The sequence below is a fragment of the Mucilaginibacter sp. genome (assembly GCF_028288105.1).
Taxonomy (GTDB): Bacteria; Bacteroidota; Bacteroidia; order Sphingobacteriales; family Sphingobacteriaceae; genus Mucilaginibacter.
In genome coordinates this window covers 1-12,874 of sequence record NZ_JAQBOI010000201.1, presented here as the reverse complement: position 1 = coordinate 12,874, position 12,874 = coordinate 1, and the positions used below count along the sequence as shown (strand labels likewise).

7 protein-coding genes, 1 tRNA gene and 1 pseudogene are annotated in these 12,874 nt (G+C 40.5%); 2 read left to right on the top strand and 7 right to left on the bottom strand.

The window, feature by feature from the left end; all coding sequences use genetic code 11:
* Positions 1–275: 275 nt before the first annotated feature.
* Positions 276–1,277: a tRNA (adenosine(37)-N6)-threonylcarbamoyltransferase complex transferase subunit TsaD gene (tsaD, locus tag JWQ85_RS13775; protein ID WP_299468891.1), complete on the bottom strand. Its 1,002-nt coding sequence runs from the start codon at positions 1,275–1,277 to the stop codon at positions 276–278.
* Between the two features lie 214 nt (positions 1,278–1,491).
* Between tsaD and JWQ85_RS13770 the strand changes: the two genes are divergently transcribed.
* On the top strand, positions 1,492–5,937 hold the full coding sequence (locus JWQ85_RS13770; RefSeq protein ID WP_299468889.1) for a translocation/assembly module TamB domain-containing protein: 4,446 nt from the start codon (positions 1,492–1,494) through the stop codon (positions 5,935–5,937).
* Here JWQ85_RS13770 and JWQ85_RS13765 read toward each other — a convergent pair.
* The 3 genes from JWQ85_RS13765 to JWQ85_RS13755 all read right to left on the bottom strand — a co-directional run bounded on the left by JWQ85_RS13765 (position 5,934) and on the right by JWQ85_RS13755 (position 9,140).
* Positions 5,934–7,139, bottom strand: a complete 1,206-nt coding sequence (locus tag JWQ85_RS13765) for a bifunctional 3,4-dihydroxy-2-butanone-4-phosphate synthase/GTP cyclohydrolase II (RefSeq protein ID WP_299468887.1) — start codon at positions 7,137–7,139, stop codon at positions 5,934–5,936. The genes JWQ85_RS13770 and JWQ85_RS13765 overlap by 4 nt on opposite strands.
* Before the next feature lie 99 nt (positions 7,140–7,238).
* Complete coding sequence (locus JWQ85_RS13760) at positions 7,239–8,660, bottom strand: LptF/LptG family permease (RefSeq protein WP_299468885.1); 1,422 nt, start codon at positions 8,658–8,660, stop codon at positions 7,239–7,241.
* Between the two features lie 99 nt (positions 8,661–8,759).
* Positions 8,760–9,140: an START-like domain-containing protein gene (locus JWQ85_RS13755; RefSeq protein ID WP_299468883.1), complete on the bottom strand. Its 381-nt coding sequence runs from the start codon at positions 9,138–9,140 to the stop codon at positions 8,760–8,762.
* 134 nt (positions 9,141–9,274) lie between these two features.
* Between JWQ85_RS13755 and JWQ85_RS13750 the strand changes: the two genes are divergently transcribed.
* A tRNA-Met gene (locus tag JWQ85_RS13750) sits at positions 9,275–9,351 on the top strand.
* A gap of 95 nt (positions 9,352–9,446) precedes the next feature.
* Here JWQ85_RS13750 and map read toward each other — a convergent pair.
* From map to JWQ85_RS13735, 3 genes and pseudogenes are all read right to left on the bottom strand, one after another.
* Positions 9,447–10,211 carry a type I methionyl aminopeptidase gene (map, locus tag JWQ85_RS13745; RefSeq protein ID WP_299468881.1) on the bottom strand — a complete coding sequence of 255 codons (765 nt, stop codon included), beginning with the start codon at positions 10,209–10,211 and terminating at the stop codon, positions 9,447–9,449.
* A 208-nt stretch (positions 10,212–10,419) separates the two neighbouring features.
* Positions 10,420–12,387, bottom strand: a complete 1,968-nt coding sequence (locus JWQ85_RS13740; RefSeq protein ID WP_299468879.1) for an alpha-L-arabinofuranosidase C-terminal domain-containing protein — start codon at positions 12,385–12,387, stop codon at positions 10,420–10,422.
* Positions 12,388–12,421: 34 nt separating this feature from the next.
* Positions 12,422–12,874: pseudogene (locus JWQ85_RS13735) on the bottom strand (galactose-1-epimerase); the annotation flags it as partial.

Genomic DNA, 12,874 nt, shown 5'->3' with positions numbered 1-12,874 from the left:
GTTACTTACCGCCCGTTTTCCAGTACATGTATGCAATACAGCCAACAACGGTAATCGCCAACACAATAAGGCCGGTTATACCTTTGCGTTTATCCTGGCGCATTAACCATACTAAAAAAGCCACAAGCGGCAGTACAAAAACCGCCCAAAAAATAAGTGAAGGAATATTCATTTAGTGATTTATTGGATTAATGAGTAGTGATTGTAAATATTGGAATAATTAAAAACGAGCAGCCAATCACTAATTCACTATCTCGCTAATTCAATAATTATCCTTACATCGGCATCCTTGCCAGCGGTGCAATTCCCTGCCCGGCAAATTCGCCTTTTAAATATTTATAGTAACCGGCAATAGCAATCATTGCGGCATTATCGGTACAGTATTCAAACTTGGGTATAAAAACGTTCCAGCCTTGTTCGGCGCCAAGTTTGATAAGCCCTTCACGTAAACCGGTATTGGCAGATACCCCACCGGCCAATGCAATATCTTTAATATTATACTGTTTGGCGGCGCGTTTCAATTTATTTAGCAAGATGGTTGCTATCCGTTTTTCTACTGATGCGCAAATATCTCCCAGGTTTTCCTGTATAAAATTAGGATTAGCGGCAACATTATCCCTTATAAAATATAGTATAGCCGTTTTAACCCCACTAAAGCTAAAATCAAAGCCAGGTATTTGCGGCTCGGGGAATTTATAAGCATCGGGGTTACCGGTACGAGCATATTTGTCAATAAGTGGGCCACCCGGGTATGGTAAGCCTAATATCTTACTGGTTTTATCCATTGCTTCACCAGCAGCATCATCCAGCGTTTGGCCTATAACTTCCATATCAAAATAGTCTTTCACCAAAACTACCTGCGTATGCCCACCCGATACAGTTAGGCATAAAAACGGGAACGATGGTTTATTCTCACCAATGAAATGCGCCAATATGTGCGCCTGCATGTGGTTAATATCTATCAATGGGAGGTTTTTTGCCAGCGCAAATGCCTTAGCAAACGAAACACCTACTAAAAGTGAGCCTAAAAGTCCCGGGCCGCGCGTAAAAGCTACCGCATCAATATCATTTTTGCTTACTTTTGCGTTTAATAGTGCTTGTTGTACAGCGGGAACAATATTTTGCTGATGAACCCTTGAGGCAAGCTCAGGGACAACACCTCCATATGCTTCATGAATGGTTTGATTGGCAATAACGTTGCTCAAGATCTCGCCATCCACACAAACAGATGCAGAGGTTTCATCACATGAAGATTCGATTCCTAATATTACAGGCACGTTTATTAAATTATTGATTTACTGATTTAGTGAATTTGTGATTTATTATAAAGGGCAAACTATCCTTCTTTAAAATTGTATAGGATGGTGAGAACTCGCTAAATCAATAATTCAATAATTCACTAATTAATTAAAGGGCAAAGTTATTAAAAAAGTACTCAAAATAGCGTTAAGCATCGTATTGATAATTTTGTTACTGATAAGCATATTATTAATGCTTTTTCAGTACAAACCTGTACAAACATGGGCTGCAAAAAAAGCCACAACTTATTTGTCAAAAGAGCTTAACACAAAAGTTGATGTAAAAAGCCTTTACATTAAACCTTTTTCATCAATAGTATTAGAAGGTTTATATATCCTTGATAAGCAGCAAGACACCTTGTTAAGCACCCCAAAGCTATCTGTAGAGCTTAGCGGTTTCTCTATTTTCAATAGCATTAAAAAAAAGATTATCAATTTTAAATCTATCCAGCTGGATAATGGATCGTTCTACCTAAAAAAGCAAAAAGACAGCACAACCAACTTGCAGTTTGTGTTGGATTACTTTAACTCTGGCGATACCACAAAAACAAAAAGCAAACCCTGGACACTTACTTTTGATAAGATAGCTATCAACAACTTTCACTTCAGGTATAAGAACAGCCTGAGGAAAGAATTTGTAAAGGGGGTAAATTTTAACGATGTTGATATAAGCCATTTCAGCACAATCATCCGTAATATGGATCTGAAAAACCACTTGTTTAAAGCCCGTATGGGTGGTTTAACACTCCGCGAAAAGAGTGGTTTCTTTGTAAAGAACCTAAACTCTAATGCGACTATAGATACCAACCAGATCCTGCTTCAAAACCTTAACATACAAACGTCTTATTCAAACGTTAAAAACTTTTTCAGGATGCGGTTCAAATCTTTTAATGATTTTGACGATTTTGAGAACAAGATAACCATGGATGCCGATTTTAAAACATCGCACCTGTCATCAAAAGATATAGCCTACTTCACAAATTCGTTAGATAAAACAACCTTCGAGCTGGGAATTGACGGCCGTGTACGGGGTATGGTAAATAACTTAAGGGCTAAAAACCTAACCATTACCGCAGCACAGGCAACCTTCTTAAAAGGCGATTTTAACCTTACCGGACTGCCCGATTGGAATAATACTTTCATGCAGTTAAAATTTGACCAGATAGCCACCAATAAAAAAGACCTTGATTATTTGTACAGCCACTTTACCGGCAAACCAAATGCTAAGGTGCCTGCTGTGGTGGGCAAATTTGGCAACGTAAACTTTACCGGCAGGTTTACAGGGGTGCAAAATGATTTTGTGGCCTTTGGCACTTTCAAAACAAAACTTGGCAGATTTGACCCTGATATTAACTTAAAAATAAACAAGGCCGGTTTACCCAGCTACAGCGGCAAGCTCACTACCAATAACTTTGACCTGGGTACCTTAATTGATAATAAAACTGTTGGCCGCACAACTTTATCGGGGAATTTAAGTGGTAGTGGTGACGAGATCAAAAATCTTAATGTACGTGGCGATGCTAAAATTGCCAATTTTGAATTTAAAGGATATAATTACACCAACTTAGCTACAAACGGAACGTTTGTTAATAAAATTGCCGCGGGTAAAATATCTATAAACGATAAAAACATAAAATTTGACCTGGCCGGAAAAATTAATCTGAACCCTAAATTACCCATATTTGACATAAAGGGTAATGTAAGCAATGCAAAATTACGCCAGTTAAAACTCATAAAGGATACAATCACCTTTAGTACAGATATAAACACCAATTTTTCGGGCAATAACCTGGATAATTTGGATGGTAGTATTTTACTAACCAAAACCCGGGTTGTAGACCCAAGGAATAATTACGTAGTTGATTCTCTTGCATTAACAGCCAGTGGCAAAGGCGATGCACGAGTAATTTCGCTAAGATCAGACCTTGCAGATGGGAGTATTAAAGGCAGTTATGACCTGGCCACCCTTCCATCGTACTTTAAAACTATAGCTAAAAAATATATTCCGTCATTAAAAACAGATATTACTACGCCCAAGCCACAGAACTTTGATTTTAACCTGACGCTTAAAAACATTGATCCCCTAACGGCCATATTTATGCCCGAGCTAAAAGTTCCGGAACAGGGTACTTTTGTAGGAAAATTCAATTCAACAAATAAAACAGCAACGCTAAACGGCTATATTAAAACCATCAAATTTGGTAAAATAGTTTTTCATGATTTCATTATTGATGAAAGCACATCTGAAGATCTCCTGGGCCTCAACATATCACTTAACCGGGTTGACCTTACGGATAGTCTCTACATCAAAAACATAAACATTACCAACTTTTTAAAGAACGATAGTTTAAACTTCAACGTTAAATTATCTGATAAAGACGCGGCCAATCAGTTAGATCTTTATGGCTTGGTTGAATTTGGCAGGGATACTACGGCTAAATTGAAGATACTTCCATCTGATGTAATATTAGAGCGCGAAAACTGGAAGATACAGGACCAGGTACGGATACGCTTGCTTGACGGCAAAACACAGGTATCGGGCTTTGAGTTATCAAACGGTAGTCAAAAGGTCAGGATAAACGGTTTTATCTCTGATAACCCAAAAGATGAGCTAAAAGTAACGTTCGATAAATTTAGCATGGCCACGCTTAATCAGTTAACCAAAGCATCGGGCGTTTTATTAAAGGGCTCATTAAACGGGGATGTTACGCTAACGTCTATCATTAAAAAACCTGGGGTAGATGCCAATCTGGGTATCGACTCACTTACTATGAACAAAACGTTGGTTGGCGATATAAAAATTGTATCCAACCTGGATAACGAGCGCGGGCAGGCCAATGTAAAGTTGAATATTACCAACCATGGCTCAGAAACCATGAACATAGCTGGTGTTTATACCCTTGGCAAAGAAACCGAGGATAAACTGGATTTTGATGTAAAAATGGACCATACCGAAGCCATAATATTTGAACCCTTTATAAGGGAACTGGTATCAAATATTAAGGGCGCGGTATCTGCCAATCTTAAACTATCCGGTTCACCATCCAAACCCGAACTAAACGGGGATGTTTCTTTGGATAACACAGGCGTTACGGTCAATTATCTTAAAACAGCCTATACCGTAAATGATAAATTAAGTGTGAGCAATAGTGTTATCAAGATCGATAAAATGATTTTGAAAGATATTAAAGGCGGCACCGGCGAAGCAAATGGTACGGTTGATCTGAATAAAATATCTAACCCAACATTAAACATTACCCTTGAGGCCAATAATATGATGGCCCTGAATACTACTTTTAAGGATAATCACCTTTATTACGGTATAGCTTATGGAAGCGGCACGTTTAGTTTTACCGGCCCTATAGATAACATGAAAATTGATATTAAAGCTACTACCCAAGCTGGTACGGTTTTTAATATCCCGCTAAATACTTCATCAACAGCGGCCGATTATGATTTTATAAAATGGGTAAACCATAACGATACAACACAACAAGTTATTGGAAAGGTAAAAGCCTTTAATGGCGTTACCCTAAACTTTGACCTTACAGCTGATGAAAAAACAGTAGTGAGGATAAGTACTGATTATGGTGTTTTAGAAGGTACCGGCCAAGCCAGAAACTTAAAACTAAACATTAATAGCCTGGGTGATTTTGAGATGTTTGGCGACTTTCTCATCACATCGGGTAAGTTTGAATTTACTGCTAAAGATTTTATCAGCAAAAACTTTGTGGTGAACCAGGGGGGTACCATCCGCTGGACGGGTAACCCATCAAACGCGGAGATCAATTTAAAAGCGATATATGAGGTGCGTACAAATATAGCCCCGTTATATACAGCTGCTGGTTTACAGGCGCCACAGCCCAAGCAGGTGCTTGTACAGGCCGAATTGATACTCACCAAATCCCTATTACAACCTAATATAGATTTTAACTTTAATTTCCCGGTAGACCCATCTATAAAAGATGACCTGAACACTTACCTGGCCGATAACAATAACCGCAGCCAACAAGCGCTAAGCATTATTGTAAGGCGAAGCTTTGCATCTGGCACAGGCAGTAATTTAACTAACCAGGTTTTAGGCACGGCCGGCGAGGCAGTGAGCGAGTTTGCTTTTAATAAACTAAACAGTTTTATATCTCAATCAAACATAAAGTATTTCGATTTAAACATACGGTCTTTTAATGATGCCAGCGCTTCGCTTAAATTTTGGAATGATAGATTAGTTATTAACGGAAGCTTATACTCTAACAGCGGCACAAGCGATCTTTTTAATAACCGTACCAATTTATTAAACACAGATTTTAGGGCACTGACAAAAGATTTCGAAATTCAATACCTGATACGCAAGGATGGTAACCTAAGAGGAAGATACTCATACCGTGCACTAAACAGCACCACGCTAAATAGCATTAACGATGCCTTAGGCGTACAATATGTAAACGGCATTGGTTTGGTATACCAGCGTGATTTTGATACGCTTGGCGAATTTTTCCGTAATATATTCAGGCAGAGCCGCCGCGACAGACCACCTGTTACCCCGGCGCCTATACCATCCCCTACAACCATTACAACCCCAGTGCCATCAAAACCATCAGATGATAACCATAACAACGAGGATACAGAAGGTGATGATTAATGTTCGCGCATTATAGCGTGGTCCATTTTATCTCTTTTGGTGCGTAGGTAAGCTTCGTTATGTGGGTTTGATGCAATCTCTATCGGTAGGTTTTCAACAACTTCAAGTCCGTAACCAATTAGCCCTGCACGTTTTTTAGGATTGTTGGTTAACAGGCGCATTTTTGAAATGCCCAGGCTGCGTAATATTTGCGCGCCAATACCATAATCGCGCTGATCCATCTGGAAACCCAATTTTATATTGGCTTCAACCGTGTCTAAGCCATTCTCTTGTAAATGGTATGCTTTTAGTTTATTTACCAGCCCAATACCGCGGCCTTCCTGGTTCATATAAACAATAACACCCTTGCCTTCTTTGCTAATGATCTCCATAGCCTTATGCAGCTGTGGGCCACAATCGCAACGGCAAGAACCAAATATATCGCCTGTAACGCATGAACTGTGTACACGCACCAACACAGGCTCGCCCGGCTCCCATTCACCTTTTACAAGGGCTAAATGATTTTCGCCGGTATCCAACTGTGTGTAAGCGATCATATCAAAATCGCCCCACTCGGTAGGCATCTTTACAGATACCTCTTTACGTACCAATGATTCGGTATTTAAGCGGTATGCTATAAGGTCTTTTATCGAAACTATTTTAAGATCAAATTCTTTGGCCATCACCAATAACTCGGGTAATCGGGCCATATCGCCGTCTTCCTTCATTATCTCGCAAATAACACCAGCTGGTTCAAAGCCTGCCAACACAGATAGGTCTATGGCAGCCTCTGTATGCCCTGATCGGCGTAATACCCCCCCATCTTTAGCTATCAGCGGGAATATGTGGCCTGGTCTTCCCAGGTCTGCAGCTTTAGTTGCCGGGTCAATTAAGGCTAAAGTAGTTTTTGAACGGTCTGTTGCAGATATACCCGTGGTGCAGCCATTGCCAAGCAGATCCACAGATACCGTGAAATTAGTTTCATGCGATGTAGTGTTGCGGCTAACCATAGGCTCCAGCTCTAACTCGTGTGCGCGCTGTTTGGTTATTGGGGCGCAAACAAGCCCACGTCCATAACGTACCATAAAGTTGATAGTTTCGGGCGTGGCATTACGGGCAGCAGTTAAAAAATCACCTTCGTTCTCACGGTCTTCATCATCTACCACAATAATGGTTTTACCTGCTTTTATAGCTTCTATTGCTTCCGGTATAGTGTTTAACATTTCTTCTTTTGTTTGGAGATCAGTTTATCGAATTCAAATAGCTGATGTTACAACAAATTTATACGATAATTAGATGATTAAGGTCGGTATTTTGTAAAACTATATGGGCTTGCTTTTACGCAGGTTAAAGCGCTTAAAGAAACGTTTATATAAATCAACATCAAACAGTGCAGAATCTGTAGCTGCTTTATAAGTAAGAAACAGCCCTATCGGGAATAAAACCCCAATAGATATCCACGCGCCTATTAACGGAGATAGGTCGCCCTCCTTTGCAGATTTTTCGCCTATGGTGCCAATAATGTAATATATAAGGAAAAATATTACAGATACAACTACCGGCAAGCCCAGCCCCCCTTTACGTATAATAGCGCCAAGTGGTGCGCCAATTAAAAACAGCACAATACATGCAGCCCCCAGGGTAAATTTCTTTTGGTACTCCATTATGTATCTGCGTATACTCTTCGAAGTTTCTTTATGCCTGTCTGCACGGTTTCTTAAAACATCCATTATCTGGTGTACCTCGCTCGCTGCATTATTTAAGGCGTTAACCTTATCGCTGATCCCGGTCAATTTAATACTATCTGCCGGGATAGGTTTTTTTATTACCGATGATGTTGAAGGTACCGTGGTATACTTCATGTAAGCTTTTACCAGGTTGTAATTCACTTTTACGTTGCTGTCAACCTCGTGATGTGCCGAATCTACATAATGCTGCAATTGGCGCAGGTTCATCATCATTGATGCATTACGAAATTCGTTCTCATCCGTTCGTTGAATCTTAAATACCGATAAGTCAAGTTTTTGCTCGGTTTCTTTAAACCTGAAACGCGTTAAACGCTGTCGTGGTAAATTACCAGCGCTACCCGCATCCTCTTCATACCGTACCCCATCCCTAAGCTTTAATATCAGGTACAGATCGTCCTTAGAGCGATACATTAAGCCCGATTTTGCAAATGTAACCGTTTGGTTAGTTTCCAGTTTACCCGTTTGATAGATCATAATTTCGTGCAGGGTTTGCCCATCCGGATCTTTTCTTTTTACACGAATTGAATATCCGGGAAAACGATTACTAAAAATATTTTCGGGTAGCAGGTCCGCCGATTTCTGCTTGCGGGCATCGTATAGCAACGAGTAATATTTAAGGTTGGCCACCGGCAGCATATAATCTGAAAAGAAAAAGGCGGCGGCACTGAGCACCAAAACCACAACCATCATAGGATACATAGCCCGGCGTAAGGAGATCCCTGCCGATTTTATAGCTACCAGCTCATAGTTTTCACCAAGGCTGCCATAGGTCATGATGGAAGAAAGTAATACGGATAGTGGCAAGGCCATAGCCACATTGGTGGCCGAATTATACATCATCAGTTCGAGGATAATGTACCATTGAAAGCCTTTGCCAATAAGGTCATCAATGTATTTAAACAAAAACAACATCAGCAGCACAAACATTACAATTAACAAGGTGACTATAAAAGGCCTTATAAATGATTTGAGCAGTAACAGATGTATTTTTTTCATTAGGGCAATTGTATACAGGGAATGAAACGTTTACGCAGGCAAATAATTGTTATACCTGCAAGCCAGTTTCACGATACAAAAATACGGAAATAAAAATGCTTAAGCGCCCAGCGTGCTAATAAGGTAATCTATCTGGTTGTCCCAAATCTGTTTGCGTTCGGCAATGGTCTCTTCGGTTGCAAAATCGGTTATGCTAAGTGCTACATCATTTGTTAGCTCGTCCTGGATAATTTCCATTTCAAAATAGCATTGAGGCTCGTCATCGATCCATTTAAACCGAACCAGCTTATTCTCTTTAAGGGTTACCAGTTTGGCATTTTGTTTCTCATCGTCCCAGGTAAAAGTGTATATCTGGTCGCGTACGCTTACATCATCTGCAAACCATTGAGTAAGGCCATTGGCCTCGTTCAGGAAAGTATATAGTATTCTTGGAGACGATTTTATCTCGTACTCGATGTTGAATTTTTTCTTTTCGGACATAGGGGTTTAATTGTTACAAAAAATCAATTAAGGGGTAAAAGTGAACATTTTTTCTAAAGGAAGCGAATTTCTACTATATTTGCAAACCTTTTTCAGGAACCATTGAAATATATATGAAGAGGGCAAATATATAAGGCGGGGTAGCTCAGATGGTTAGAGCGTAGGATTCATAACCCTAAGGTCGGCAGTTCGATCCTGCTCCCCGCTACCAAACAAGCAAAAAGCCTTGAATGTCGAACTTTTCTTCTGAAAATCGACATTTTCAAGGCTTTTTCATTTTCTTACCTTTTACTACAATATCGATAATTAATCCCAAATGCCGTTCTGCGCTGTAAATATCACCGGTTCACCGCCAGTTACCATAATGGTGTGCTCGTGCTGTGCAACAAAACCACCTTTATTTCCGCTCAGCGTCCAGCCATCGGCTTGTGTATCGGCAATTGTTGACCGTGTTGAAATGAATGTCTCTATCGCCACCACCGAATTTTTTTTGAAACGCGTAGTGTTATACCTGTCGCAGTAGTTAGCTATCTCGTGGGGTTCTTCGTGTAAACTGCGTCCAACACCATGTCCGGTCAGGTTTTTTATTACCGTGTAGCCAGCTTTTTTGGCTTCAGTCTCTATCAACCTGCCTATCTCTGATATTCTGACACCACCTTTAATGTTGCTTATCGCCTTCCTTAATATCTCTTTCGATGCTTCTACCAGTTTGCCATGGCCGTGGATATCTTCGCCTAATACAAACGAGCCGCCATTGTCGGCCCAAAAACCATTTAATTCTGCCGATACATCAATATTTACCAGATCACCTTCTTTTAGGATTTTATCCACTGATGGTATGCCATGCGCAGCTTCCTCATTAATACTAATGCATGTATACCCTGGGAAACTATAGGTTAACTTAGGTGCAGAACATGCGCCCATCTGTGCCAGCAATTCGCCGCCATACTCGTCAAGTTCCTTTGTTGAAATGCCCGGTTTGGCAAACTCACGCATCTTTTTAAGAGTGATAGCAACCGCATCACTTGCCTGCTGTATCCCAATTTTTTCGTCTTCGGTAGTTATTGACATTTTTGAGTTTTTATCTGTGGCAAAAATAACAATTAATACAGTCGACACCGTTTACCAAACGTCAGTTTATGAAAACAACGTTCCGGTAATTTGTACTGTCGCATCCTTGATTCCGTTGAAGTGTACGTTGTCCCGTGGGATTCCAGTTCAGTCAGCAAAATTATGTTGCTTCAATGCGTCTTTCTCCAACCGGCGCTACCCAGAATGATCATATACTCTTAAGCTTTATCACTTTAAAGGTGTAGGGCTCAACCGTAAGTTTTACGGCCTTACCATTCACAGTAAGCGTGCTATCAACAGGGCTAATGGCCCTTGGCTTATCTAACGAATTTACAACCGTTTTATCTGTATGGCCTAATGAAGTTACCGTGGCCTTGCTTTTAATATCCATTCCTTCAATGTTAAATACTACCGACTGACTTTTGGCACCGCTGTTTACAAACTTAACGATCAGTTCTTTCTTGTTTTTGTCCAAACATGCTGTAGCGTAACAGCCATCTTTGCCGCTAACCATTTCCGCACCCTCTAAAAGCGGTACAACATCAGTTCCCTTGTTTAGCGAGAAAAGCTGCTGCACGTAATAATTAGGGGTACCATATGACCGTAGATTATCAAACCATATCAGGTCGGGCGTCCATTGCCATGCATCTACATGGGCAAATAACGGCGCATACGAAGCCATAGTAACCACATCGGCATTGCGTTCAAGCCCGGTCATAAAAGCGGCTTCAGCAAGGGCGCATTCCAGGGTGTTTTTATTATCCGGGCTGCCTGTAGTGACACTTTGTGCTGCATATTCACCAGCAAATATCTTAGGCCCTTTACGATCATATTTGTCATAGCGTTTTGCATTTTCTAAAAACCATTTAGGCCCATTATAATAATGCTCATCTAAAATATCTGCATTTAGCTCCCTAAAGGTTTTGTTTAACAAATCAAACTCCTTGCCACCGGCAAAAGGCCCCACACTCGAAATTATTTTAATATCCGGATATTTGTCTTTTATAGCTTTGGTAAATATCTTCCACCTTTCAATATATTGTTCTCCCCATTGCTCGTTACCCACACCCAGCATTTTTAAATTAAAAGGTTTTGGATGCCCCAACCCTGCACGCAGTTTCCCCCATTTGGTATCTAAGCCGCCGTTTGCAAATTCAATAAGATCAAGAGCGTCCTGCACATAAGGATCTAACTTATCCATTGCTACCAGTTGCCCTGTATTAAACTGACAAGCCATACCACAATTTAATATAGGTAAAGGTGTTGCGCCTATATCTTCGGCGGTTAAAAAATACTCCATAAACCCTAACCCAAAGGTTTGGTAATAATCCGGGGTAAGGCGATGACCGAATTCGGTATTCCACCTATTTACAATGTTCTCGCGCTTATCAATATCGCCAATGCTTTTTTTCCACTGATACCGGTTTGCAAGATCCCGGCCTTCTACTATACAGCCACCAGGGAAGCGTAAAAAGCCAGGTTTAAGGTCGGCCAATTTTTGTACCAGGTCTGCACGTAAGCCACCGGGTCTGTTCTTCCAGGTATGGCCCGGGAATAGCGAAACCATATCCAGATCTATAGCACCTTTGCCTTTAAGCCAAACAAATAACGATGCCTTGCTCTCGGTAGCGCTTGCTACAAACTTTATGTTATATTTTTGCCAGCTTGTTGCCAAAGGTGTTAATTGAGCTTTACCAATAACTTGGCCTTTAGCACTATGCAGCTCAACAACTATTGTAGTATTGCTTTTTAGTGGCTTGCGGGCCATAACAGAAAAACTGTATGTTTCTCCCTTTTTAATACCCATACCACGAAACCCCTCGTTAGACAAACCGAAATATCCAACAGGTGATGTAACATTTACTTTGATGATATGAGGATTTTCGGGCCGTTCGTCGTTCCTGTTCACCACCCTTATCTTACCCGCTCCGCCATTTTTTTGTTGCTGTTGCCAGCCTGCCAGTGGGGTATTAAATTCAAAAGAACGGTTCTTCACCAATTCGGCATATACACCACCATCGGCAGCCATATTAATATCTTCAAAAAATATCCCATACATTGTTGGCGATACCTGGGCCTTTATCTGATTGGCTAATACAGTATAATTTTTTTCATCCTGACTAACAGCCGCAAAACAAACAAACGTTAATGCAAACAGTACAACTATCCTTTTCATGCTTATATTTAAATTGATTGATCTCTGCAATCCGTTATTTAGTATTGAATGAATAAATGGTAACAGTATCATAAGCCTTCCCCGGATTTAATACAGTTGAAGGAAAGCCCGGCTGGTTTGGCGAATCAGGAAAATGCTGTGTTTCCAGGCATAAAGCAGAGCGGTATTTATAGGTAACACCACCTTTACCATTTTTATCATCGCCCTTTAAAAAGTTTCCACTATAAAATTGAACGCCCGGTTCTGTGGTAAAAACCTGCATTTGTATGCCGGTAATAGGGCTTAATAAGGTAACAACAGCTTCATCATTCCGGTGCTTGTTCAATACAAAGTTATGATCGTACCCTTTTCCGTAAGTAAGCTGTTGGTCTTTTACGCCAATGTCCTTCCCTATAGCTTTAGCTGTAGTAAAATCAAAAGCACTGCCTTTTACCGTTTCTATCTTCCCGGTTGGTATAAGCAAGCTATCAACCGGCGTATAAGCATC

What these genes read in the sequence shown, in the direction of transcription:
- JWQ85_RS13770 (WP_299468889.1), top strand. Translation starts at nt 1,492, where the DNA reads ATGCTTTTTCAGTACAAACCTGTACAAACATGGGCTGCAAAAAAAGCC.
- JWQ85_RS13765 (WP_299468887.1), bottom strand. Translation starts at nt 7,139, where the DNA reads ATGTTAAACACTATACCGGAAGCAATAGAAGCTATAAAAGCAGGTAAA.
- JWQ85_RS13760 (WP_299468885.1), bottom strand. Translation starts at nt 8,660, where the DNA reads ATGAAAAAAATACATCTGTTACTGCTCAAATCATTTATAAGGCCTTTT.
- JWQ85_RS13755 (WP_299468883.1), bottom strand. Translation starts at nt 9,140, where the DNA reads ATGTCCGAAAAGAAAAAATTCAACATCGAGTACGAGATAAAATCGTCT.
- map (WP_299468881.1), bottom strand. Translation starts at nt 10,211, where the DNA reads ATGTCAATAACTACCGAAGACGAAAAAATTGGGATACAGCAGGCAAGT.
- JWQ85_RS13740 (WP_299468879.1), bottom strand. Translation starts at nt 12,387, where the DNA reads ATGAAAAGGATAGTTGTACTGTTTGCATTAACGTTTGTTTGTTTTGCG.